This window comes from Saccharothrix sp. NRRL B-16348 (genome assembly GCF_001280085.1).
Taxonomy (GTDB): Bacteria; Actinomycetota; Actinomycetes; order Mycobacteriales; family Pseudonocardiaceae; genus Actinosynnema.
Genome location: NZ_LGED01000252.1, coordinates 14864 through 37618, shown reverse-complemented (window position 1 = coordinate 37618; position 22755 = coordinate 14864). Strand labels below are relative to the sequence as shown.

The following is a 22755-nucleotide window of genomic DNA, read 5'->3' as shown; positions in this document are numbered from 1 at the left end:
CGCCTGACCCCCGCGAGAGTCCTACCTTCACCCCGCGAGAGTCCTACGTTCGCGTCGCGCGTGTCCTACGTTCAGAACACGCGTGTCCTACGTTCAGAACACCCGAGTTGAACGCTCAGGCATCCTGAGCCCGACACTCAGGGAGGCTGAACGTGCGATCGCTGCTCACCGTCATCGCCGAAGACGACGGGGTCGCCCGGTTCTTGAACTGGCCGGGCGACTTCGAACTCGATCGGGCGGACCACGTCGAGGAAGTCCACCTCGCGTCCGGCGCGGCGTTGGAGGGCTTCGCGGGCGAGGGAGCAGGGGGGACGTACTTCTTCTGCGGTGCCGGTGGCGAGGAACGTCCGGTCCTGTACGCGGACTCGGAAGGGCGCGCGTCCCTGGTCGCGATCGGCCTGCCGGAGCTGCTGCGGCTACTGCTGGTCGCGCCGTGGTGGCGGGACTGCCCGGCGTTCACCGCGGAACAGAGCGCCGCGGCCTCCGCCGACTACCTGCGGGACATCCCGGACATGGTCGCTCGACGTGACCGCGCAGCCGCCGCTCTCGGCTTGGACCTCCCGACCGAAGCCGAAGTCCTGACCCGCCTCCACGAGGTCGCCACCGGCCTCGGCAAGGACTTCGTCCTCGTCTTCACCCCCGAGAACGAGCCCTACGACCCCTTGATCCCGTGAGTCCTACGGTCAGCACGCGCGTGTCCTACGTTCAGAACCACCGTGTCCTACGTTCAGGACCCCCGAGTTCAACGCTCAGAACAAACGATCTTGTTCTGAGCGTTGAACTCGGGGTACGCGAACGTAGGACACGCGCGTTCTGAACGTAGGACACGCGCGACGTGAACGTAGGACTCTCGACGTCTGGACGTAGGACTCTCGCGGGGGTCAGAACTTGGCGTTGCGGGTGGCGCGGTCGCGGAGGGAGGCCGGTGGGCGGAAGCGCTCGCCGTAGGTGTCGGCCAGGTAGTCGGCGCGCTCCACGAACTCCGTCAAGCCGTAGGAGTTGATGAACTGGACCGTGCCGCCGCTCCACGGCGCGAAGCCGAACCCGAACACGGAGCCCACGTTCGCGTCACCGATCGACGTCAGCACGCCCTCGTCCAGGCACCGCACCGTCTCCAACGACTGGATGAACAGCAACCGGTCCTCGACGTCCTGCTCCGTCACGCCCGCGTCGGCCCGCGCGTACCGCGCCAGCCCCGGCCACAGGGACTTCTTCCCACCTTCGGGGTACTCGTAGAACCCGGCCCCACCGGACTTGCCCGTGCGCCCCTCCGCGACCAGCTCCTCCAGCACGCGGAACGCCGGGTGGTCGCCCAGCGCGCCCGCCACCGAAGGGTCGTCGGCCAACGTCTGGTCGCGGATCTTCAGCTGCAGCGTCAACGTCACCTCGTCCGACACCGCCAGCGGCCCCACGGCCATGCCCGCCCGCCGGGCCACGTTCTCGATCAACGCCGGCGACACGCCCTCCGCCACCATCGACACGGCCTCGGTGACGTAGGTGCCGAACGTCCGCGACGTGTAGAAGCCCCGGCTGTCGTTCACCACGATCGGCGTCTTCCCGATCCGCAGCACGTAGTCGAACGCCCGCGCCAACGTCTCGTCCGACGTCTTCTCCCCGCGGATGATCTCCACCAGCCGCATCTTCGGCACCGGCGAGAAGAAGTGCAGCCCGATGAACCGCGAGGGGTCGCCCAGCGCCGACGACAGCCCGGTGATCGGCAACGTCGACGTGTTCGACGCGATCACCGCGTCCGGCAGCGCCGCGGCCTCGGCCGCCGGCAGCACCTTGTTCTTCAGCTCGCGGTTCTCGAACACCGCCTCGATCACGAGGTCGCAGCCCGCGAGGTCGGCGTCGGAGTCGGTCGGCGTGATGCCCGGCGTGTCACCGGCGCCGCGCCGGGCCGCCTCCAGCGTCACGTCCTTCAGCACGACCTCGATCCCGGCCTTGGCGCTGACCTCGGCGATGCCCGCGCCCATCATGCCCGCGCCGAGCACGCCGACCTTGGCCACCTTCGACCGCTCGACCCCGGACGGCCGCGACCTGCCCGCGTTGATCTCGTTCAGCTGGAACCAGAACGTGCTGATCATGTTCTTCGAGACCTGACCCGCGGCCAGCTCCACGAAGTAGCGCGCCTCGATCTTCAACGCCGTGTCGAAGTCCACCAGCGCGCCCTCGACCGCGGCGGCCAGGACCTTCTCCGGCGCCGGGTACACGCCGTGCGTCTTCTTCCGCAGCACGGCGGGCGCGGCGGCGAGCAGGCCGTACAGGTTCGGGTCGCCCACCCGCACGTCCGGCACGGCGTACCCCGGCTTGTCCCACGGCTGCTGCGGCGCCGGGTTCGCCTTGATCCACGCGCGCGCCTTGGCGATCAGCTCCTCGCGCGACGACGCCAGCTCGTGCACGATCCCGGCCTGCAACGCCCGCGCCGGCCGCAGCTGCTTGCCCTCCATCAGCAGCGGCAACGCGGGCTGCACGCCGAGCAGCCGCACCATCCGGGTCACGCCGCCACCGCCGGGCAGCAGGCCCAGCGTCGCCTCCGGCAACCCGAGCTTGATCTTGTCGTCGTCCAGGACCACCCGGTGGTGGCACGCCAGCGCGATCTCCAGGCCGCCGCCGAGCGCGCTGCCGTTGATCGCCGCGACGACGGGCTTGCCCAGCAGCTCCAGCCGCCGCAGCTGGCCCTTGATCTCCTCCAGGAACCCGAGCGCCTCGGCCGCGTTCTCCGGCGTGATCGTGATCAGCAGGTTCAGGTCGCCACCGGCGAAGAACGTCTTCTTGGCCGACGTGAGCACCACGCCCGTGATGTCGTCGCGCTCCGCCTCCAGTCGCGCGACCGCCTCGCCCATGTCCTGGTGGTACTCGGCGTTCATCACGTTCGCCGAACCGGACATGTCCATCGTGAGGGTGACGACGCCCTCGTCGTCCCGCTCGAAGTGGATAGCCATCAGACCCTCTCGATGATCGTCGCGATGCCCATGCCGCCGCCGACGCACAGCGTGGCCAGACCGCGCCGCAGGTCCCGGCGCTCCAGCTCGTCGAGCAGGGTGCCGAGGATCATGCAGCCGGTCGCGCCGAGCGGGTGGCCCATCGCGATCGCGCCGCCGTTGACGTTGACCTTCTCGTCGGGCAGGTCCAGTTCCCGCTGGAACTTCAGCACCACCGACGAGAACGCCTCGTTGATCTCGAACAGGTCGATGTCCTCGACGGTCAGCCTGGCCTTGTCCAGCGCCTTGCGCGCGGCCGGCGCCGGACCGGTCAGCATGATCGTGGGCTCGGAGCCGATGATCGCGGTGGCGATGATCCGCGCGCGCGGCGTCAGGCCCAGTTCACGGCCGGTGCGCTCGTTGCCGATCAGCATCGCCGCCGCGCCGTCCACGATCTGCGACGAGTTGCCCGGCGTGTGGACGTGGTCGATGCGCTCGACGGTCGGGTACCGGTCGATGGCGACGGCGTCGAAGCCCAGCTCGCCGTGGAACGCGAAGCTCGGCTTGAGCTTGCCGAGCGCGTCCAGCGTGGTCTCGGGGCGGATCGCCTCGTCGTGGTCGAGCACGACCGAGCCGTTCTGGTCGACCACGGCCACCAGCGACCGGTCGAAGTACCCCTTGTCCCGCGCCAGCGTGGCCCGCTGCTGCGAGCGCAGCGCGAACGCGTCCACGTCCTCGCGGCTGAACCCCTCCAGCGTGGCGATGAGGTCCGCGCTCACGCCCTGCGGCACGAAGTTGACCGCCATGTTGGTCTCCGGGTCGGCCATCCACGCGCCGCCGTCCGAGCCCATCGGCACCCGTGACATCGACTCGACGCCGCCCGCGACCACCAGGTCCTCGAACCCGGACGCGACCTTGGCCGCGGCGAGGTTCACCGACTCCAGGCCGGACGCGCAGAACCGGTTGAGCTGCATGCCCGCCGGCCGCAGGTCCCACCCGGCCGCCAGCACCGCCGTGCGGGCGATGTCCGCGCCCTGCTCGCCGACCGGCGACACGACGCCGAACACCACGTCGTCCACCGCGGACGTGTCGAGGTCGTTGCGCCGCGCCAGCGCCGCGAGCACCCCGGATGCCAGGGTGATCGGCTTGACGCTGTGCAGCGATCCGCGCTTTCCCCTGCCACGCGGTGTGCGCACCGCGTCGAAGATCAAGGCTTCGCTCATGTACTCCACGGTAGGGAGAACGGCCGCGGTTGCCCATGACCTGCCGAGGTGACTTATTAGCTCACCGGCGCGAGCGGGCGGTCCATGATCTCGCCGTCGCCGACGAACCCCAGCCGCGCGTACAGCCGCCGGGCAGTCTCGTTGTCCCTGAACACGCGCAACCGCACCCGCGCCCACCCGTGCTCGCGCGCCCACGCCAGCACGTCGCCGACCAGCGCCTCGCCGACGCCGCGCCGCCGGAACTCCGGCTTGACCCACATGGAGTACAGGTACAACACGTCCGTGTTCGCTTCGTGGGGCACACCGGCCACGAGCCCGATCGGCTCCGGTGCCTCCGCGACGACCTTCACCCCGTGCCGCGGCTCCAACCGCTCCCGCCACCGCGCCTCGTCGTACCGCTGCTCCAACGCCAACGTCGAGCCGAACGCCTCGGGATCGCTGCGCAGCGCCGTCAGCCGGATGTCACGCCAGGTCGCCCAGTCCTCGGGCCCGAGCCGCCGGAGTCGCATGCCTCCAGTGTTCCGCAGAACACTGACATTTGCGCTCACGATCACTCCGCACCTGGCGCGCTGCGGTCATGGCGGCGCGGGCCGGCCGGTGGGAACGTCGAGGCATGCCAACTCGCCGTTCCGCATGGATGACCGAGGACCTGGACCAGTTGCGCAAGCTGGCCCGCACGTTCTTCGAGAGGGAAGCGGTCCCGCACCAGGAGCGCTGGGCCGCGCAGAAGCAGGTGGACCGGGACTTCTGGACCAAGGCGGGCGAGGTCGGCCTGCTCTGCCTGTCCATCCCCGAGGAGTACGGCGGCGGCGGAGGCACGTTCGCGCACGAGGCCGTGCTGCTGGAGGAGCAGGCCCGGTGCGGCGACACCGCGTGGGGCAACAGCGTGCACAGCGGGATCGTCGCCCACTACATCAACGCCTACGGCACCGAAGAGCAGAAGCAGCGCTGGCTGCCGAAGATGGCGTCCGGCGAGTACGTCGGCGCGATCGCCATGTCCGAGCCCGGCGGCGGCTCCGACCTGCAGAACATCAAGACGCGGGCGCTGCGGCGCGGCGACGAGTACGTGCTGTCGGGCTCGAAGACGTTCATCACCAACGGCGCGCAGGCCGACCTGGTGGTCGTGGTCGCCAAGACCGACCCCAGCCAGGGCGCGACGGGCATCTCGCTGCTGGTCGTGGAGACCGCGCAGGCGTCGGGCTTCCGCCGCGGCCGGGTGCTGGACAAGATCGGGATGCACGGCCAGGACACCGCCGAGCTGTTCTTCGACGACGTCCGCGTGCCCGCCGCGAACCTGCTCGGCACCGGCGAGGGCCAGGGGTTCATCCAGCTGATGCAGCAGCTGCCCCAGGAACGGCTGATCATCGCGGTGGCGTCGGTCGCGGGCATCGAGGCGGCGGTGGACCTCACGCTGGCCTACGTCAAGGACCGCACGGCGTTCGGCCGGGAGCTGATCAAGTTCCAGAACACCAGGTTCAAGCTCGCCGAGTGCGCCACCGAAGCCCGCGTGACCAGGGCTTTCGTGGACGAGTGCGTGCAGGACCACCTGGCGGGCCGCCTGGACGTGCCCACCGCGGCGATGGCGAAGTGGTGGGCCACCGAGCGGCTGTGCCAGGTGGTGGACGAGTGCGTGCAGCTGTTCGGCGGCTACGGCTACATGGCCGAGTACCCGATCGCCCGCGCGTGGGCCGACGCGCGCGTGCAGAAGATCTACGGCGGGACGAACGAGATCATGAAGGAAATCATCGCGAGGTCGCTCTAGTGCCGGGGCCGCTGGAGGGGTTGAAGGTCGTCGAGCTGGCGGGCCTCGCGCCCGGGCCGTTCGGCTGCATGGTGCTGGCCGACCTCGGCGCGTCCGTGGTGCGGGTGGACCGCGTCGGCGGCGGCACGGAAGTGCCGTTGCTCGGTCGCGGCCGGCGTTCGATCGGCCTGGACATCCGCCGGCCCGAGGGCGCCGAGCTGGTGCTGCGCCTGGTCGCGGAGTCGGACGTGCTCGTCGAGGGCTTCCGGCCCGGCGTGACCGAACGGCTCGGCATCGGCCCGGCGCAGTGCCTGGCCCGCAACCCGCGGCTGGTCTACGGGCGGATGACCGGCTGGGGGCAGGACGGGCCGCTGGCCGACCGCGCCGGGCACGACATCAACTACATCGCGGTGGCGGGCGCGCTGGAGCCGATCGGCCGGGCGGGCGCGCCGCCGACGGTGCCGCTCAACGTCGTCGGCGACTTCGGCGGTGGCGGGCTGCTGCTGGCGCTGGGCGTGCTGGCCGCGCTGTACGAGCGGGAGCGGTCCGGGCGTGGGCAGGTGGTGGACGCGGCCATGGTCGACGGCGCGGCGCTGCTGACCACGTTCCTGCACGGGATGTCGTCGGTCGGCGCCTGGTCGGGCGCGCGGGGCACGAACCTGCTGGACGGCGGCGCGCCGTTCTACGACGTGTACGAGGCGGCCGACGGCCGGTTCGTCAGCGTCGGGGCGCTGGAGGAGAAGTTCTACGACGAGCTGCTGGTCGTGCTCGGGCTGGCCGACGCCGGGCTGCCCGGGCGGCACGACCCGGCGAACTGGCCGGAGCTGCGCGCCCGCATCGCCGCCGCGGTGGCCACCCGGACCAGGGACGAGTGGGCCGCGCTCGCGGAGGGGACCGACGCGTGCCTCGCGCCCGTGCTGGCGCCCGGTGAGGCGCCGAAGCACGCCCACAACGTCGAGCGGGGCACGTTCGTCGAGGTGGACGGGGTGGCGCAGCCCGCGCCCGCGCCGCGGTTCGGGCGGACGCCCGCGGTCGCGCCGGGCCCACCGCCCGCGGTCGGCGAGCACACGGTCGAGGTGCTGGCCGGGCTGGGGCTGGGCGAGGACGAGATCGCCGGGTTGCGGCGGGCCGGTGTGATCGGCTGAGCGCGGTCGGCCGGGCGTGCCCGGCCGAGGCCGGACCCGGTGATCGGCCGAGGACCCGATCGGGCCGGAAAAGGGCGCCGGAAATCACCTGAAGGGGTACCGGAATTGAGTGGCAGCCGACATCGGCCTTTGTCACGCTCGGTGCGTGCGTCGGCGCAATCGGGTGATGGGCTGTGCAGAGGTGGCAGTGTCGGAAGAACCTCGGTGTCGTGCCAGGGGGGTGGGCGAGTGGCCCGTACCTTGGTGATCGGCGGGACCACCGGTCCCCTTGATCGTCCGTTCGGGTGACGCTCCGGGTGTTCCAGGCGTGGTTGCGTGGTGTTCACGCGACCGGTCGAGGGATGCCGGCGGGTTCGATCGTCATCATCCGGGTGAATGAGGGACCATGGCCGTTGACACGACCGGAGCGGCGCTCGGCCGCCCTGCCCTGTGATACGGACGGAGACCGATCAGTGAACGTCAAGAAGGTGGTGACGCTGGCGGCGGTCGCGCTGGTGCTGTTCCTCCTGATCACCCAGCCGAACGAGTCCGCCGAGGCGGTGCGGACCGCGGTCGGGTGGCTCCAGTCCGGCGCCGAGTCGATCATCACCTTCGTCCGCAGCCTGTTCGCCTAGAGCACTCTCCGCAGCCCCGTCGACTCCGCTCAATGCGGTCACGATCGGTGACTTCGCGTCCCGAACGTTGCACCGTACGGGTGGAATGAGGGCTATAACGCCCTGGTAACAGGGTTTTAGACAAACCAGGGTCTAGCGGTTGTCGGTACCCGCTAATACGGTGCGTCGCATTGGCTGATCTTCGACCGATGAGGAGGCAGAATGGTCGAGGACTCCGGAGTCGACGAGCTGTTGCGGCAGTGGGCGGCTGAGCGCTCGGACGACGCCGAGCTGCAGGAGGTGAACCGGATCAAGGACGCGTGGCTCGCGGAAGCCCCGCCGTCCGCTCCGGGGATCCCGGTGCAGCGGGCGAATGGCGGTCCCCGCGGCCTCGTGAAGGTCGAGTCCGCGGATCCGGCGTACGTGGCGGCGATGCGGAAGCGGGCGCCCGAGGTGCCCGAGCCCCTGCTCGCCGCGGCCGCCAGCTACTGGCAGTTGGTGGGCGACCTGTCCGAGGCGGAGCAGTGGTGGGACGCGGGCATCAGCCCGTTGGACCAGCGCGCTCTGGACTACCGGGCGGCCGGGCTCACGCCCGCCGACCTCGGTCGTCGCCTCGGCCCGATGACGGTGCTCCAGCACCTGCGTCGGGGCAGCGCGGCGGCTTGGTGCGTGGCCAGGCTGCAGAGGCAACGCCGGGACGGCGTGGCCTAGGTCCGACGAGTCGGGGCGGGCTCCTGAGGTCGAGGAGCCCTTACCTTCGAGGTGCGGGCTCCCGTGCGGGGAGCCCCAGCCTCGTGCGACGCACGAAGTACTCTTGAGGCGTGCGAGGCCTCATCACCCCCCAGCGGCTGTCCATCGCGGCCGTCTGCCTGGCGTCGCTGGTCGTGTGCTGCGGCCTGGCCTACTGGCAGTGGGAGCGGTTCTCCGAGGCCGGTGGCACGTTCCAGAACCTCGGGTACGTCTTCCAGTGGCCGCTGTTCGGCCTCTTCCCCGCGTTCATGGTGTGGCGCATCCGCAGGCTGGACGCCCGCCGCAAGGCCGAGGCCGCCGCCGGGACGACGGACGTCGCCACCGAGGCCGCGCCGGAGCCGGTGGCCGCGCCGTCGCGGCCGGTCGTTACCGTTGAGCCCGTCAGAGCACCCGTGCGGGACGACGAGGACGAAGAGCTCGCGGCCTACAACCGCATGCTCGCCGAACTCAACGCGCGGGACCAGCGGTGAGCGAAGGTAGGGCGATGAGCGGCGCGTTGACCAGGTTCCGGTTCATGGCTTACGTGGTCGGTGTCGGCCTGCTGCTGCTCGTGCTCGCGATGATCGCCAAGTATGCGGGCGACTCGGCGGGCATGATGCAGGTCGTCGGCCCGATCCACGGCTTCCTGTACGCGGTGTACCTGGTGATCACCGTCGACCTCGCCCTCAAGGCCCGCTGGTCGATCAAGGGCACGGTGCTGGTGCTGCTCGCGGGCACGATCCCGTTCGTGTCGTTCTACGCCGAGCGCAAGGTGGTCGAGAGCGTCCGGGCCGAGAAGAGCCTGTGACCGGAGTTGACCAGGCACGTCGGGCACCCTAGCGTCTGGCGGTACCAACTGAACACGGCCGTCGATGTCGCGCGGGAGAGTCCCCCAGCGGGGCGCCGAAGGAGCAACTCCTCCCCGGAATCTCTCAGGCCCAGGTACCGCGCGACGAAGGCAACTCTGGAAAGCAGGCGCACCCGGTGCGCCTCGCCCACGGTGCAAGCCGCCCTCACCCGGCGGCGAAGCTCTCAGGCTCATGGCAGAGGGGGAGGCTCACTCGACGAGGAGTCTCCGATGGACCGTGTCATCCTTTCGCTCGTGAAGCCGCCGGCCATGCCCGCCCGTCGACCCGACCGGTCGGCCCTTCGGCATGTCCGCACCCAGGGAGGACCCGCCTGATGGAAAGCCGCCGCACGCCCCTGCACGCCGAGCACGAGGCGCTGGGCGCCATGTTCACCGACTTCGCGGGCTGGCGGATGCCGCTGCGCTACGACAGCGAGCTGGCCGAGCACCACGCGGTGCGCACGTCGGCGGGTCTGTTCGACCTGACCCACATGGGTGAGATCGTGCTCACCGGCCCGGAGGCGGGCGCCGCGCTCGACCACGCCCTGGTGGGCCACGCGTCCGCGATCGGCGTCGGCCGCGCCCGGTACACGATGATCTGCGAGGCCGACGGCGGCGTCATCGACGACCTGATCGTGTACCGCACCGGCGACGCCGAGTACCTCGTCGTGGCCAACGCCTCGAACGCCGCCGTCGTGCACGAGGCGCTGGTCGAGCGGGCCAAGGGCTTCGACACGACCGTCGCCGACAAGTCGACCGACTACGCGCTGCTCGCCGTGCAGGGCCCGAAGGCCACCGCCATCCTCGCCGGCCTCACGCCGACCGACCTGGGCACGGTGAAGTACTACGCGTCGTACCCGACCGAGGTCGCGGGCAAGCCGGTGCTGCTGGCACGCACCGGCTACACCGGCGAGGACGGGTTCGAGCTGTTCGTCGCGCCGGACGACGCCGCGCACGTCTGGCAGGCACTGCTGGAGGCGGGCGCGCCGCACGACCTCAAGCCCGCCGGCCTCGGCTGCCGCGACACGCTGCGGCTGGAGGCGGGCATGCCGCTGTACGGCAACGAGCTCGGCCGGGACCGCACGCCGTTCCAGGCGAACCTCGGCCGGGTGGTGAAGCTGGACAAGCCGGGCGACTTCGTCGGCCGCGACGCGCTGGCCGCCGCCGCCGAGCGGGGCGTGGACCAGGTGCTCGTCGGCCTCAAGACCGCCTCGCGCCGCGCGCCGCGCCACGGCTACCCGGTGCTGGACGCCTCGGGCGCCCGGATCGGCGAGGTGACCAGCGGCGCGTTGTCGCCGACGCTGGGCTACTCGGTGGCGATGGCGTACGTGACCGTCGGCAACACGGAGCCCGGCACGCAGCTCTCGGTGGACGTCCGCGGCAAGCACGAGCCGGTCGAAGTCGTCGCACTGCCGTTCTACAAGCGCACCTCGTAAGGGAGACCCCACACATGTCCGAGCACTTCAACACCTCCCTGGCGGAGTTCGACCCGGAGGTCGCGAACGCCGTCGCCGCCGAGCTGCACCGGCAGCAGAGCACGCTGGAGATGATCGCCTCGGAGAACTTCACGCCGGTGTCGGTGCTGCAGGCGCAGGGGTCGGTGCTGACGAACAAGTACGCCGAGGGCTACCCCGGCCGGCGCTACTACGGCGGCTGCGAGCACGTCGACGTGATCGAGCGGCTGGCGATCGAGCGGGTCAAGGCGCTGTTCGGCGCCGGGTTCGCGAACGTGCAGCCGCACTCGGGCGCGCAGGCCAACGCGTGCGCGATGTTCGCCCTGCTCCAGCCGGGCGACACGATCCTGGGCCTCGACCTCGCGCACGGCGGCCACCTCACCCACGGCATGCGGATCAACTTCTCCGGCAAGCTCTACAACGTGGTGCCCTACCACGTGTCGGACACCGACGGCCGGGTCGACATGGCCGAGGTGGAGCGGCTGGCGGCCGAGCACAAGCCGAAGCTGATCGTGGCCGGCTGGTCGGCGTACCCGCGTCAGCTGGACTTCGCGGAGTTCCGCCGGATCGCCGACTCGGTGGACGCGTACCTGATGGTGGACATGGCGCACTTCGCCGGCCTGGTGGCGGCGGGCCTGCACCCGAGCCCCGTGCCGCACGCGCACGTCGTGACCACGACCACGCACAAGACCCTCGGCGGACCGCGCGGCGGCGTGATCCTGACCAACGAGGCCGACCTGGCGAAGAAGATCAACTCGGCGGTGTTCCCCGGTCAGCAGGGCGGCCCGCTGGAGCACGTGATCGCGGGCAAGGCGGTGGCGTTCAAGCACGCCGCGTCGCCCGAGTTCGCCGACCGCCAGCGGCGCACGGTCGAGGGCGCGAAGATCCTCGCCGAGCGGCTGTCGAAGCCCGACACGGTGGCGGCGGGTGTGAAGGTGCTCACTGGCGGCACGGACGTGCACCTCGTCCTGGTGGACCTGGTGGCGTCCGAGCTGGACGGCAAGCAGGCCGAGGACCGGCTGCACGAGGTGGGCATCACGGTCAACCGCAACGCGGTGCCGAACGACCCGCGCCCGCCGATGGTGACCTCCGGCCTGCGCATCGGCACGCCGGCGCTCGCCACGCGCGGGTTCGGCGCGGCCGACTTCGCCGAGGTGTCGGACGTCATCGCGGCGGCGTTGCAGCCCTCGCCGGACCTGGCGGAGCTGCGGGCGCGGGTCGAGGTGCTGGCCGCCAAGCACCCGCTGTACCCGACGCTGTGAACAGCGACACGAAATAGCTCGCGGTTACTGGAGGTTGTCCCGTGCGCAACCCGCGTACGGGACAACCGAAAGAGGCACCATGACCGCGACCCTCGACACGTTGGCGCTCCCGCGTGAAGCACAGGACCTGCTGTTCCGGGAGGCGCGCACGGCGAACGCGTTCACCGACGAACCGGTGACCGACGACCAGCTCCGCGCCGTCTACGACCTCGTGAAGTGGGGTCCGACCGCGATGAACAGCCAGCCGCTGCGCGTGCTGTTCGTCCGCGGCGAGGAGGCCAAGGCACGCCTCGCGCCGCACATGGCGGGCAACAACCGGGCCAAAACGGTGGCCGCGCCGGTGACCGCGATCCTGGCCGCCGACACCGACTTCCACGAGCGCCTGGCCACGACGTTCCCGCACTTCCCGGGCGCGAAGGCGGCGTTCGCGGACGACGCGATGCGCACCGAGGCGGCGAAGACGAGCGCGCTGCTCCAGGTCGGCTACTTCATCGTCGGCGTCCGCGCGGCCGGCCTCGCCGCGGGACCGATGAGCGGCTTCGACGCCGAGGGCGTGCGCGCCGAGTTCTTCGCCGACACCAACCAGCTGCCGCTGGTGATCGTCAACATCGGCCACCCGGACCACGCCGGCACCCACCCGCGCAACCCGCGCCTGGACTTCGCCGACGCCGTCCGCACCCTCTGACGCGGCACGTCAGCGGGACCGCAGGGCGTTGAGCCGGGCGGCCTGGCGGGTCAGGTGGGCGACCTCGGCGAGGTTGCTCGCCTGACCCGCCGCCTCCGCGTACAGCTTCGCCGCCTTCTCCAGGTCGCCGTCGCGCTCGTGCAGGTACGCCGCCACCGCGGTGTGCCGGGGCAGCGAGTCGTCCAGCGCCGCGAGCGCCGCCAGGCCGGCCCGCGGCCCGTCCGCCTCGCCGACCGCGACCGCGCGGTTGAGCCGGACGACCGGGCTGTCGGTCAGCCGCGCCAGCTCGTCGTACCACTCGACGATCTGCACCCAGTCGGTCTCCTCGGCGGTCGGCGCGTCGGCGTGCAGCGCCGCGATGGCGGCCTGCGCCTGGAACTCGCCCAGCCGGTCCCGGGCCAGCGCCGCCTGCAGGATCTCGACGCCCTCGGCGATCGCCCGCGTGTCCCACCGGCCGCGGTCCTGCCGGGCGAGCGGCACCAGGCTGCCGTCCGGCGCGGTCCGGGCCGCGCGCCGGGCGTGGTGGAGCAGCATGAGGGCGAGCAGCCCCGCCACCTCCGGGTGGTCGATCGCCGCCGCGAGCTGCCGGGTGAGCCGGATGGCCTCGACGGCGAGGTCGACGTCCCCGGAGTAGCCCTCGTTGAAGACCAGGTAGAGCACCCGCAGCACGGTGGCGACGTCGCCGGGCTGGTCGAACCGCACGCCGGAGACGGTGCGCTTGGCCCGGCTGATCCGCTGCGCCATGGTCGCCTCGGGCACCAGGTACGCCTGGGCGATCTGGCGGGTGGTCAGCCCGCCGACGGCGCGCAGCGTGAGCGCGACCGCCGACGACGCCGTCAGCGACGGGTGGGCGCACAGGAAGTAGAGCTGGAGCGTGTCGTCCACCGCGGGCGCGGGCCCCGGCGCCGGCTCCTCGTCGACGACGTCCTCACGCCGGCGGCGGGCCGCGTCCGCGCGGCTCGCGTCGAGGAACCGGCGCCACGCCACCGTGACCAGCCAGCCCTTCGGGTCCCGCGGCGGGTCGTCCGGCCAGACGCGGACCGCCTCCACCAGCGCGTCCTGCACGGCGTCCTCGGCCGCCGCGAAGTCGGCTCCGCGGCGGACGAGGACGCCGAGCACGCCCGGCGTGAGGCTCCGGAGCAGGAGCTCGTCCATTCGGGACGTCACTCCGTGATGGTGGGCGGCTCGGTGTAGAACGGGCGCAGCTCCAGCCACTCGTGGATGGGCTTGCCGCCGGCGCCCGGCGCGGCCGACAGCTCGCCGGCCAGCTCGACGGCGCGCTCGTAGCTGTCGACGTCGATCACCATCCACCCGGCGATCAGGTCCTTGGTCTCGGCGAACGGGCCGTCGGTGACGGGCGGGCGGCCCTCGCCGTCGTACCGGACGAACGTGCCCTCCGGTGCGAGCGCCTGGCCGTCGACGTACTCGCCGGTCTTCTCCAGCCGGGCCGCGAAGTCGCCCATGTACCGGACGTGGTCGGTGATCTCCTGCGGCGTCCACTGGTCCATGGGGACGTCGTTGACCGCCTTCGGGGCGCCGCGGTAGTGCTTGAGCAGCAGGTACTTGGCCATGGTGGTTCTCCTCGGTGCCGGTGCGACCCCATTCTGGTCGCTCTCACCCCAGGGACGGAGCCGGCCGCGGGTTCTCGACATCACCGGCGGAAGTTTTTTCGATTTGGCCATTCTGGCTGGTCAGCGGCCTCATTGCCGGGTCGCCTGGCGTACCCGCTGTGCGACGCCCAAATCCCCCGGCCAACCCCAGGCCGGGGGATCAGGGCGTGACGCAGTGGTCTACGCGGCGGGAGGCGTCACCCCCGGCGGCAGGCACTCGACGTTGCGCTTGCCGTTGGGCTGCACCACGAACCACGTGCCGCCCACACCCTGGCCCTTCCACTGGCCCGGCGCCTCGTCCTTCGCGTACGTGTAGAGCGGCCAGCCGTCGAGCGTCACCTGGTCGGTGCCGTCGGCCCGCTTCACCGTCGACACGAGCGCCGGGTCCACGCCCTGCAGCTGCGGCGTGCCGTTGGACAGCACGGGAGGCCACGTCACGGCGCACTGACCCTCGCAGTTGGACTTCGCCGGGTCCGGCGTGTCCTTGTCGAACCGGTACAGCGTGCGGCCGTCGCCGTCCTGCACGACCTCGCCCATCTTGGGCACGCTCTTGCCGACCAACGTGACCTGCGGGCCGGACGGCGCGGGCGCGGCCTGGCCCTCCGGCGCGTCGGCGGCGGGCTCCTCGACGGACGCCGCCTCTTCGCTGGTCGGAGGGGCCAAGGGCTCCTGAACGTCGCCGTAGTCGCCCTGGGCCGCGGCGCCGACCTGCTCGGTCTGCGCGACCGTCCTGCCCTGCAGGCCGGTGGCGTTGGAAGTCCACATGACCAGCGCGAGCACGGCGGCCATGCCACCCGCGACGGCGATGGCGATGCGGTTTCGTCGGATCACACTCACTCCTCCTTGGTCCGTCAATCGCTCCACCGACGACTACGGCCCTCCCGGCGACGCGGTTCAGCCCACGCCGAAGACGCGGCCCAAGACAGGGGTCGGCCCCGCACCGCCGCACCGCCGACCGGGCGGGGACATAGGGTGTCCGGGTGGGCAACGAGATCTCCTTCCCGCGCCAGCACGCGCGCACCCAGCGGTTCACCCTCGGCGCACCCCGGACGTTCACCGCGGCGCCGGACGGCGCGAAGGTGTACTTCCTCCGCACCGCCACGGCCACGAGCCGGGCGAACGGCCTGTGGGCGTTCGACACCGCGACCCGGTCCGAGACGCTGCTGGCCGACCCCGGCGCCCTGCTGACCGACCCCGAGGACCTGTCCCCGGAGGAACGGGCCCGCCGCGAGCGCACCCGCGAGTCGGCGGCGGGCATCGTGGGCTACGCCACCGACGGCGACGTGCGGCAGGCCGTGTTCGCGTTGTCCGGCAGGCTGTTCGTGGTCGAGCTGGCCACCGCCGCCGTCCGCGAGCTGCCCGTGGACGGCGCGGCCATCGACCCGAGGCTGGACCCGACCGGCCGCAAGGTCGGCTACGTGGCCGGCGGCGCGCTGCACGTGGTGGACCTGGAGACGGGCGCGGACAGGGTGGTCGCGTCGCCGGACGGCCCGGACGTCACGTGGGGCCTGGCGGAGTTCATCGCGGCCGAGGAGATGGGCCGTTACCGGGGCTACTGGTTCTCCCCGGACGGCGAGCGGGTGCTGGCGGCCCGGGTGGACAACGCGCCCGTGCCGCGCTGGCACATCGCCGACCCGGCGAACCCCGGCACGCCCGCCGCCGAGATCGCCTACCCCGCCGCGGGCGAGGCCAACGCCGTGGTCGAGCTGGCCGTCTTCGGCGCCGGCCGCACCGACGTGAAGTGGGACCGCGACGCGTTCCCGTACGTCACCACGGTGTCGTGGACCTCGCACGGCAAGCCGCTGGTGCAGGTCCAGTCACGCGACCAGCGCCGCGTCCAGGTGCTGGCGGTCGACGCCGAGACCGGCGCCACCGACGTGGTCGCCGACGACACCGACCCGCGCTGGCTGGAGATCGTGCCCGGCACGCCGCGCTGGACGCCCGACGGCGCACTGCTGCGCGTGCTGCCGGTCGGCGACGCGAACCGGCTCGTCGTGGGCGACCGGCCGTGGACGCCGGACGGCTTCCAGGTCCGCGCGGTGCTCGACGTGGCCGAGAACGGCGTGCTGGTCACCGCGTCCACCGACGACCCGACCCAGACGCACGTGTACCTGGTCGGTGACGGCGCCGTCACGCGACTGTCCACAGAGGATGGTGTGCACGGCGCGACGCGCGCGGGCGGCGTGCTGGTGCTGTCCCGCTCGTCGATGGACCACTTCGGACCTAAGGTCACCGTTTCCACCGGCGGCGAGATCGGCACGTTCGCCGAAACCCCCGTGCTGGCGCCGGAAGTGCGGCTGCTGACCGTCGGCGAGCGCGATCTGAGGGCGGCGCTGCTGTTCCCTCGCGGCCACGTGCCGGGCACCAAGCTGCCCGTCCTGCTCGACCCGTACGGCGGCCCGCACGCGCAGCGCGTGGTGTCGGCGCGCAACGCCTACCTGGCCTCCCAGTGGCTGGCGGACCAGGGTTTCGCGGTCCTCGTCGTGGACGGCCGCGGCACGCCCGGTCGCGGTCCGGCGTGGGAGCGGGAGATCGCGTTCGACTTCGCAGGCGCCACCCTCGAAGACCAGGTGGACGCGCTGCACGCGGTCGCGGCCACCGAAACCGACCTCGACCTGACCAGGGTCGGCATCCGCGGCTGGTCCTACGGCGGCTACCTGGCGGCGTTGGCCGTGCTGCGCCGCCCGGACGTGTTCCACGCGGGCATCGCGGGCGCGCCGGTCACCGACTGGCGGCTCTACGACACCCACTACACCGAGCGGTACCTCGGTCACCCGGCGGAGCGGCCCGAGGTGTACGACGCCAACTCGCTCATCGCCGACGCGCCGAAGCTGGAGCGCCCGCTGATGATCGTGCACGGCCTGGCGGACGACAACGTGGTGGCCGCGCACACCCTGCGCCTGTCGTCGGCGCTGCTCGCCGCCGGCCGCCCGCACACCGTGCTGCCGCTCTCCGGCGTCACCCACATGACCCCGCAGGAACAGGTGGCCGAGAACCTGCTCCTGCTCCAGGTCGACTTCCTCCACCGCGCCCTGTCCTGACACGCGGAACGGGGCCGCCCCCAGCCAGGGACGGCCCCGTTCCGCACAGCGGTCAGGCCAGTGAGTGGCGGACCAGGTACGGCGGGATCGAGTTGCCCACCAGCGCCAGGTCGTCGATCGACTCCGGTTGGTAGCCGCACCCGGGCAGCCGCTCGACCATCAGCGCGGTCGGGTCGGCCACCTCGTCGGCGCGCCCGAACAGGTACGCCCACTCGTGCTCGTCCGAGCCGTAGTACGCGACCGTGCCGAACACCTCGTTGAACCGCTCCCACATGCGGACCAGCGTGGTGTTGCGCCACATCGTCTGGCAGCCCGCCTGCGACACCACGACGCCGCCGGGCGTGAGCAGCGCCTTGCACATCGCCAGGAACTCGGCGCCGTACAAGCGGTTGTGCTGCGCCTCCTCCTCGCGCTCGTCCGGCAGGTCCACCAGGACGATGTCGTAGCGCTCCGACGTCGTCCGGATGTACTCGTAGCCGTCGATGTACCGGACGTGGACCGGGCCTTCGCCCTTCTCCGCCAACGCGAGCTCGTCCAGCGTGTACCCGTAGGGCAGGTGCTCGGCGCACAGCCGCACGGCCTGCGCGTCGATGTCGATGTGGTCGACCACCGAAGCGCCGGCCGCCACCGCCATCTGGCACACGACGCCCTCGGACGACCCGATGACCAGCACCCGGTCGACGCGGTCGGCGAGCAGCAGCGCCGGGACCATCAGCGCCTCGTGGTAGGTCAGCTGGCTGAACTCGGTGCTCTGCCGGTCGTCGTCGCAGAACAGCGACAACCCCTGGGACGTGCGGGCGATCACCAGGTGCTGGAACTCGGTCCTGGTGTCGACCACGACCTCTTCGACGTCCCAGTGCCTGGTCATACCGGCCGCGAGCGGTTCGCGGATCACGACGCTTTCTCCTCACCGACGAGCGCGGGGACGCGGTGGCCCCGGCTGATCATGTCCGTCCGTGCCGACGCAGCTCCCAGCGCTTCGGCCAGCAACTGCACCGCGAGCGCGGGCTTGGCGCGCGTGCCGCAGGTGAACACGTCCACGAACACGGCCCCGACCTCGGGATACGTGTGGATGGACGCGTGCGACTCCGACAACAGGGCCAGCACGGTGACCCCTTGCGGCTCGAACTGCTTGGAGACCACCTCCAACACCGTGGCATCAGCCTGGGTGAGCGCTTCACCGAGCGCGTGTCGCAGGAACCGCTCGTCGTCGAGCAGTTCGGGGCTCACGCCTTCAAGCTCGGCGAGCACGTGCTGTCCTGCGAACAAGCCAACCGGCTCGGCTTCGCACGGGAGTTCGGACATCAATCACTCCAAACATCTTCAGGAGGGGCACAGCAGCGGACAGGCGGGGGCGTGCTCATCGCACGCAGTGGGTGGCCAACGGCGGGAAGCCGTTGAACGCCACCGACGAGTAGCTGGCCGTGTAGGCGCCCGCGCCGAGCAGGTCGACGTGGTCGCCCGCGCGCAGGTCCAGCGGCAGCTCGTAGCACGTGTTCTGGTACAGCACGTCGTCCGCGTCGCACGTCGGACCGGCGAGCACGACGGGGCCGACCGGCGCACCGGCCTGCGGCACCCCGTCCCGGCTGGTGACCAGCGGGTACGCGATGGCTTCGCCCTCGGTCTCCGCGAGGCCGCCGTAGCGGCCGATGTCGAGGAAGACCCAGCGGTGTTCGTCCGAATAGGACTTCCGGGACACCAGCACCACTTCGGAGCGGATCAGACCCGACTCGGCCACGATAGCGCGTCCGGGCTCGATCATCACCTCGGGAGAGAAGTCCCCGAAGTGGCGGGCGATCGACGCCGTGATGGCGGCCGCGTACTCGGCCAGCGGCGGGGGCTGGGTCAGGTAGCCCGCGGGCAGGCCGCCGCCCAGGTTGACCGTGGTCGGCGAAAGCCCTTCGGCGCGCAGCTTCCCGATGATGACGGCGGCGTCGGCGATCGCGCCGTCCCAACCGTTCGGGTCGAGTTGCTGCGATCCGGCGTGGAACGCCACGCCGAGCGGAACGAGGCCGAGTTCGGCGGCCAACCGCAGGAGATCCGTCGCCATTTCGGGCGAACAGCCGAACTTCTTGCCGAACGGGTAGGTGGAACCCGAGCTGTCGACCAAGATCCTCAGCAGCACGGACGCGCCGGGCGCGTGCTCGGCCAGGACGCGCACGTCCTGTTCGCTGTCGGACACGAAGAGTCGCACACCGCGCCCGTAGGCGTACGCGACGTCACGGGCCTTCTTGATCGGGTTGCTGTAGGAGATGGCCTCCGGCGCCGCGCCGCGGGCCAGGCACAGGTCGATCTCGGCGGGGCTGGCGACGTCGAAGCTGGAGCCCTCGGCGGCCAGCAGCCCGACCACGTCGGGCGTCGGGTTCGCCTTGACCGCGTAGAAGATCCCCACCCGCGGCAGCGCCGCGCGGATCGCCGCGAACCGGTCGCGCACCGTCGGCAGGTCGATGACGAGGCAGGGGGTGTCGGGGCGGTCGTGGTCCAGGAAACGACGAATACGAGCCATTGCCTCGTGGAGCCGTTCGTCGGCAAAGCTCGTCGTCATCTCGCTAGGGGTCCCCCTTCGCGACCGTGATCAGGCACGGTCCGACCGTGTTCGGGCACGGCGGTCCACTCTAGGTGGTGAAGGCGAAAAATGCGCTATCAGCCGGCGAACTTGTGACGCAACTCCACGACGCTGATGTCCGGCGCCGCGCCGACGCGCACCGGAGGACCCCAGAACCCGGCACCGTTGCTGGTGTAGACCTGCGTGCCGTCGACCGTCTCCAGGCCGCTGCGCACCGGCTGCTGCAAGCCGACCGCGAGGTGGAACGGGAACATCTGCCCGCCGTGCGTGTGCCCGGACAGCTGCAGGTCGACCCCGTGCTTGGCGGCCTCGCGGACCGCCACCGGCTGGTGCGCCATCAGCACGACCGGCGTGGACGTGTCGCGGCCGGCCAGCGCGCGGCCGTAGTCGGGACCGTCCTGGAAGGTCTCGCCGGTGACGTCGTTGACGCCCGCGAGGTCGAACGACGCGCCGGCCCGCTCGATCCGCAGCCGCTCGTTGCGCAGCGGGTTCACCCCGAGCCGCTCCAGCTCCGCCAGCCACGGCTCCGCGCCCGAGTAGTACTCGTGGTTGCCGGTGACGAAGAAGCTGCCGTGCGTGCTCACGAGGTCGCGCAGCGGAGCCGCCGCCTCGCCCAGCTCGTCGACCGTGCCGTCGACCAGGTCGCCGACGATGGCGACCAGGTCCACCCCCTGCTCGTTGATCATCCGCACGATCCGCTCGGTGTGCGCGCGGCCGAGCAGCGGTCCGAGGTGGATGTCGCTCACCACCGCGATCCGGTAGCCGGACAGCCGCTGGTCGAGCTTGCCCAGCGTGACCGGGATCCGCTTGACCACCGGGTCGCCGAGCGCCTGCGTGGCGCCGAAGCCGACGACGCCCACCGTGGCCACGCCGCCCGCGACGGCGAGCGACCGGGCGATGAACAGCCGGCGGCCCGGGTCGACCGGCTGCTCTTCGAGCGTCGCCCCGGGCGCCTCGACCTCCGCGGTGGGCGCGCCGACCGCGGCGGGCACCTCGTGCGCGCGTGCCGCGCGGTTCAGCACCAGGCGGGGGATCTCGAGCACGCCCAGGATCAACGCGAAGTAGAACGCGCCCGCCAGCCAGAAGAAGCCCGGCCACGCCACCGCCACGACGAGCCCCGACTCGCCGAGCCTGCTCACCGACAACGCCGCCATCACCAGCAGGTAGAGGAAGACCACGACCCCGGTGCCGATCCGCCGGCCACGCCCGGGCCGGGTCGTGGCCCGCACGGCCCGCCGCCAGATGTAGTAGTGGGCCGCGCCCATCACGACCGCGAACAGCACGAAGAACAACAAGGCGGGGCCTCCCCAGTGGTGGTGAGTCCAGTTTCCACGAATCTCGGCGAGGGCATGCAACCCCCTGGTCGCCCGCGAGCGTGATTACCTCGTACCGCAGTACGGGGGAGGACAGATGAGTGATCGGGACGCCGCGTTCGCCGAGTACTTCGCGGCGCGGTCCGAGGCCATGCGCGGCACGGCGTACCTGCTGTGCGGCGACTGGCACCGTGCCGAGGACCTGGTCCAAACGACCTTCGCCAAGCTCTACGTGGCGTGGCGGCGGATCAACCGGCACGAGGCACTCGACGCCTACACCCGGCAGACGCTCGTCCGGACGTTCGTGTCCGACCTGCGCCGGGGCTGGTTCCGCAAGGAACGGGTGAGCGAGACGACCGCCGACGCGGCGGCCGTGACGCGCGGGTCGGCGGAGGACCGGCTGGTGCTGCTGGCGGCGCTGGCCCAGGTGCCGCCGAGGCAACGCGCCGTGCTCGTGCTGCGGTACTGGGAAGACCTGTCGGTCGAGGAGACCGCCAGGGCGTTGAACTGCTCCGAAGGAACCGTGAAGAGCCAGGCCGCGCGGGGGCTGCAGACGCTGCGCGGCCTGATCACCCCTCAGCAGGGAGAAAAGGTGCGATGAACGAGCACGAGCTGAAGAGCGCGTTGCAGGAAGTGATGGTGGCGAGCAGCCCGCCGCCGCCCATGAGCCCCGAGGCCGCGCTGGACCGCGCCCGCCGTGCGCAGCGCCGCCGGAAGGCGACCTGGGGCGGCGTCGTCGCGGGCCTCGCGGTGGTGGCCATCGCGGTCGGCGCCGTGCTGGTGCCGACCCTGACCGGCGGGGCCGGCGGGACCGGCGTCATCGAGGTGGCGGGAGGGCCGCCGTCGGAGTCCGGACCGAGGGTCACCCCGACCGCCGAGCCGCCGTCGGAGTCGCCGTCGGTGACCGCCGTGACGCCACCCAGTGGACCGCCGATGTCCGACACGAAGACCCCGTGGCCGAACGGGCAGGGCGACCGGACCGCGACCAGCGGACCGCGGGCGGACAAGGGCGCCAAGCTCCTGAACGACGTCGCGTCGTCGCTGCCGCCCGGCGTGAAGGCCGAGGACCGGACCCGGATCGGCTTCGCCGAGTACGGGCCCATGACCCGGCACCAGTCGCAGTTCGTCGAGTACGCCGGCGAGCTGCAGGTCTGGGAGTACTGGGCGCACACCCCGGTCGTGATCACCGGCGAGGCGGGTGTCGGCGAGCTGACCGTCGAGGTTGAGACCAAGGGCAACACGCGGCTCGGCGACCTCGGCGGGTGCGAGGCGGCGACCAAGTACCCGTACCCGATCGAGGGCGGCACGTGCGAGGTGGTCGACGTCGGCGGCAAGGAGGTCGGCGTCGTCACGGGCGCCACCGCGGACGCTGACCGCAACACGCTGGAAGCCGCGGCGTTCTACCGGTACCCGGACGGCACCCTGGTGACGGTCGCCTACTCGAGCGAGTACCTGGAGTCCGGTCACCCGGCGTTGTCCCGGCCGGCGTTCACGGGGGCTCAGCTCGCGGCGCTCGCCGCGGACCCGAAGTTCCACCTGGACTGAGCCACCACGGGGGACTGGGAGGCCGGGCGGCACGCGCGCCCGGCCTCTTCGGCGTCTTCAGCTCCTCGTCCGGGGGT

23 protein-coding genes and 2 riboswitches are annotated in these 22755 nt (G+C 71.6%); of the genes, 13 read left to right on the top strand and 10 right to left on the bottom strand.

All coding sequences use genetic code 11. The features are described 5' to 3' along the window. Positions 1–152 precede the first annotated feature (152 nt). Positions 153–674 (top strand): hypothetical protein, encoded by a 522-nt coding sequence (locus tag ADK67_RS41380; protein ID WP_053722063.1) that lies wholly within the window; start codon positions 153–155, stop codon positions 672–674. 207 nt (positions 675–881) lie between these two features. Here the strand turns inward: ADK67_RS41380 and ADK67_RS41375 are convergent, their stop codons facing one another. The 3 genes from ADK67_RS41375 to ADK67_RS41365 are packed head-to-tail and all read right to left on the bottom strand — an operon-like array spanning position 882 to position 4656. Beyond that, complete coding sequence (locus ADK67_RS41375) at positions 882–2945, bottom strand: 3-hydroxyacyl-CoA dehydrogenase NAD-binding domain-containing protein (protein WP_053722062.1); 2064 nt, start codon at positions 2943–2945, stop codon at positions 882–884. Beyond that, entirely contained in the window at positions 2945–4147 is a 1203-nt protein-coding gene (locus ADK67_RS41370) for an acetyl-CoA C-acetyltransferase (protein WP_053722061.1), read from the bottom strand. Before ADK67_RS41370 ends, ADK67_RS41375 begins: the two co-directional genes overlap by 1 nt. Before the next feature lie 56 nt (positions 4148–4203). Next, positions 4204–4656, bottom strand: a complete 453-nt coding sequence (locus tag ADK67_RS41365; protein WP_053722060.1) for a GNAT family N-acetyltransferase — start codon at positions 4654–4656, stop codon at positions 4204–4206. A 128-nt stretch (positions 4657–4784) separates the two neighbouring features. Here ADK67_RS41365 and ADK67_RS41360 point away from each other — a divergent pair, with 128 nt between their 5' ends. The 9 genes from ADK67_RS41360 (at position 4785) to ADK67_RS41325 (ending at position 12603) form a co-directional block, all read left to right on the top strand. Further along, a complete protein-coding gene (locus ADK67_RS41360; RefSeq protein WP_442974240.1) occupies positions 4785–5909 on the top strand; it encodes an acyl-CoA dehydrogenase family protein in 1125 nt (374 codons plus the stop codon). Further along, positions 5909–7033, top strand: coding sequence for a CaiB/BaiF CoA transferase family protein (locus ADK67_RS41355; RefSeq protein WP_053722058.1), 1125 nt, complete (start codon positions 5909–5911; stop codon positions 7031–7033). The genes ADK67_RS41360 and ADK67_RS41355 overlap by 1 nt, the downstream gene beginning before the upstream one ends. 452 nt (positions 7034–7485) lie before the next feature. Next, the gene (locus ADK67_RS53095) at positions 7486–7647 is read left to right on the top strand and encodes a hypothetical protein (protein ID WP_170185260.1); all 162 of its coding nucleotides are present in this window, start codon (positions 7486–7488) and stop codon (positions 7645–7647) included. 201 nt (positions 7648–7848) lie between these two features. Further along, entirely contained in the window at positions 7849–8337 is a 489-nt protein-coding gene (locus ADK67_RS41350) for a hypothetical protein (RefSeq protein WP_053722057.1), read from the top strand. Positions 8338–8447: 110 nt separating this feature from the next. Further along, the gene (locus ADK67_RS41345; protein WP_053722056.1) at positions 8448–8846 is read left to right on the top strand and encodes a hypothetical protein; all 399 of its coding nucleotides are present in this window, start codon (positions 8448–8450) and stop codon (positions 8844–8846) included. Between the two features lie 14 nt (positions 8847–8860). Further along, on the top strand, positions 8861–9163 hold the full coding sequence (locus tag ADK67_RS41340) for a DUF3817 domain-containing protein (protein WP_053722055.1): 303 nt from the start codon (positions 8861–8863) through the stop codon (positions 9161–9163). A gap of 62 nt (positions 9164–9225) precedes the next feature. After that, positions 9226–9313, top strand: a riboswitch (glycine riboswitch). Between the two features lies 1 nt (position 9314). Further along, positions 9315–9409: riboswitch (glycine riboswitch) on the top strand. 128 nt (positions 9410–9537) lie between these two features. Beyond that, the gene (gene gcvT / locus ADK67_RS41335) at positions 9538–10638 is read left to right on the top strand and encodes a glycine cleavage system aminomethyltransferase GcvT (RefSeq protein WP_053722054.1); all 1101 of its coding nucleotides are present in this window, start codon (positions 9538–9540) and stop codon (positions 10636–10638) included. Between the two features lie 14 nt (positions 10639–10652). After that, positions 10653–11918, top strand: coding sequence for a serine hydroxymethyltransferase (gene glyA, locus ADK67_RS41330; RefSeq protein ID WP_053722053.1), 1266 nt, complete (start codon positions 10653–10655; stop codon positions 11916–11918). A gap of 79 nt (positions 11919–11997) precedes the next feature. Continuing rightward, positions 11998–12603, top strand: a complete 606-nt coding sequence (locus ADK67_RS41325; protein ID WP_053722052.1) for a malonic semialdehyde reductase — start codon at positions 11998–12000, stop codon at positions 12601–12603. Between the two features lie 9 nt (positions 12604–12612). On the opposite strand, the gene ADK67_RS41320 is transcribed toward ADK67_RS41325, so the two are convergent. The 3 genes from ADK67_RS41320 to ADK67_RS41310 form a co-directional block, all read right to left on the bottom strand. After that, the gene (locus tag ADK67_RS41320) at positions 12613–13758 is read right to left on the bottom strand and encodes an RNA polymerase sigma factor (RefSeq protein WP_053722051.1); all 1146 of its coding nucleotides are present in this window, start codon (positions 13756–13758) and stop codon (positions 12613–12615) included. Between the two features lie 8 nt (positions 13759–13766). Then, a complete protein-coding gene (locus ADK67_RS41315) occupies positions 13767–14174 on the bottom strand; it encodes a YciI family protein (protein ID WP_053722050.1) in 408 nt (135 codons plus the stop codon). Between the two features lie 219 nt (positions 14175–14393). After that, the gene (locus ADK67_RS41310) at positions 14394–15044 is read right to left on the bottom strand and encodes a hypothetical protein (protein WP_053722049.1); all 651 of its coding nucleotides are present in this window, start codon (positions 15042–15044) and stop codon (positions 14394–14396) included. A 149-nt stretch (positions 15045–15193) separates the two neighbouring features. Between ADK67_RS41310 and ADK67_RS41305 the strand changes: the two genes are divergently transcribed. Beyond that, the gene (locus tag ADK67_RS41305) at positions 15194–17254 is read left to right on the top strand and encodes a S9 family peptidase (RefSeq protein ID WP_053722048.1); all 2061 of its coding nucleotides are present in this window, start codon (positions 15194–15196) and stop codon (positions 17252–17254) included. Positions 17255–17306: 52 nt separating this feature from the next. Here the strand turns inward: ADK67_RS41305 and ADK67_RS41300 are convergent, their stop codons facing one another. The 4 genes from ADK67_RS41300 to ADK67_RS41285 form a co-directional block, all read right to left on the bottom strand. Continuing rightward, positions 17307–18149 (bottom strand): spermidine synthase, encoded by an 843-nt coding sequence (locus tag ADK67_RS41300; protein WP_197289865.1) that lies wholly within the window; start codon positions 18147–18149, stop codon positions 17307–17309. Then, positions 18146–18559, bottom strand: a complete 414-nt coding sequence (gene speD, locus ADK67_RS41295; RefSeq protein ID WP_053722047.1) for an adenosylmethionine decarboxylase — start codon at positions 18557–18559, stop codon at positions 18146–18148. Before speD ends, ADK67_RS41300 begins: the two co-directional genes overlap by 4 nt. A 55-nt stretch (positions 18560–18614) precedes the next feature. Then, positions 18615–19799, bottom strand: a complete 1185-nt coding sequence (locus ADK67_RS41290; RefSeq protein ID WP_053722046.1) for a type III PLP-dependent enzyme — start codon at positions 19797–19799, stop codon at positions 18615–18617. A gap of 98 nt (positions 19800–19897) precedes the next feature. Further along, positions 19898–21115, bottom strand: a complete 1218-nt coding sequence (locus tag ADK67_RS41285; protein WP_331459391.1) for a metallophosphoesterase — start codon at positions 21113–21115, stop codon at positions 19898–19900. Between the two features lie 115 nt (positions 21116–21230). On the opposite strand from ADK67_RS41285, the gene ADK67_RS41280 reads away from it, so the two are divergent. Both ADK67_RS41280 and ADK67_RS41275 read left to right on the top strand, forming a co-directional pair. Continuing rightward, positions 21231–21734 (top strand): SigE family RNA polymerase sigma factor, encoded by a 504-nt coding sequence (locus ADK67_RS41280; RefSeq protein ID WP_053722045.1) that lies wholly within the window; start codon positions 21231–21233, stop codon positions 21732–21734. Beyond that, entirely contained in the window at positions 21731–22678 is a 948-nt protein-coding gene (locus ADK67_RS41275; RefSeq protein WP_053722044.1) for a hypothetical protein, read from the top strand. The genes ADK67_RS41280 and ADK67_RS41275 overlap by 4 nt, the downstream gene beginning before the upstream one ends. The last annotated feature ends 77 nt before the right edge of the window (positions 22679–22755 follow it).

What these genes read in the sequence shown, in the direction of transcription:
- ADK67_RS41375 (WP_053722062.1), bottom strand. Translation starts at nt 2,945, where the DNA reads ATGGCTATCCACTTCGAGCGGGACGACGAGGGCGTCGTCACCCTCACG.
- ADK67_RS41370 (WP_053722061.1), bottom strand. Translation starts at nt 4,147, where the DNA reads ATGAGCGAAGCCTTGATCTTCGACGCGGTGCGCACACCGCGTGGCAGG.
- ADK67_RS41365 (WP_053722060.1), bottom strand. Translation starts at nt 4,656, where the DNA reads ATGCGACTCCGGCGGCTCGGGCCCGAGGACTGGGCGACCTGGCGTGAC.
- ADK67_RS41360 (WP_442974240.1), top strand. Translation starts at nt 4,785, where the DNA reads ATGACCGAGGACCTGGACCAGTTGCGCAAGCTGGCCCGCACGTTCTTC.
- ADK67_RS41350 (WP_053722057.1), top strand. Translation starts at nt 7,849, where the DNA reads ATGGTCGAGGACTCCGGAGTCGACGAGCTGTTGCGGCAGTGGGCGGCT.
- ADK67_RS41340 (WP_053722055.1), top strand. Translation starts at nt 8,861, where the DNA reads ATGAGCGGCGCGTTGACCAGGTTCCGGTTCATGGCTTACGTGGTCGGT.
- gcvT (WP_053722054.1), top strand. Translation starts at nt 9,538, where the DNA reads ATGGAAAGCCGCCGCACGCCCCTGCACGCCGAGCACGAGGCGCTGGGC.
- glyA (WP_053722053.1), top strand. Translation starts at nt 10,653, where the DNA reads ATGTCCGAGCACTTCAACACCTCCCTGGCGGAGTTCGACCCGGAGGTC.
- ADK67_RS41325 (WP_053722052.1), top strand. Translation starts at nt 11,998, where the DNA reads ATGACCGCGACCCTCGACACGTTGGCGCTCCCGCGTGAAGCACAGGAC.
- ADK67_RS41320 (WP_053722051.1), bottom strand. Translation starts at nt 13,758, where the DNA reads ATGGACGAGCTCCTGCTCCGGAGCCTCACGCCGGGCGTGCTCGGCGTC.
- ADK67_RS41315 (WP_053722050.1), bottom strand. Translation starts at nt 14,174, where the DNA reads ATGGCCAAGTACCTGCTGCTCAAGCACTACCGCGGCGCCCCGAAGGCG.
- speD (WP_053722047.1), bottom strand. Translation starts at nt 18,559, where the DNA reads ATGTCCGAACTCCCGTGCGAAGCCGAGCCGGTTGGCTTGTTCGCAGGA.
- ADK67_RS41290 (WP_053722046.1), bottom strand. Translation starts at nt 19,799, where the DNA reads ATGACGACGAGCTTTGCCGACGAACGGCTCCACGAGGCAATGGCTCGT.
- ADK67_RS41280 (WP_053722045.1), top strand. Translation starts at nt 21,231, where the DNA reads ATGAGTGATCGGGACGCCGCGTTCGCCGAGTACTTCGCGGCGCGGTCC.
- ADK67_RS41275 (WP_053722044.1), top strand. Translation starts at nt 21,731, where the DNA reads ATGAACGAGCACGAGCTGAAGAGCGCGTTGCAGGAAGTGATGGTGGCG.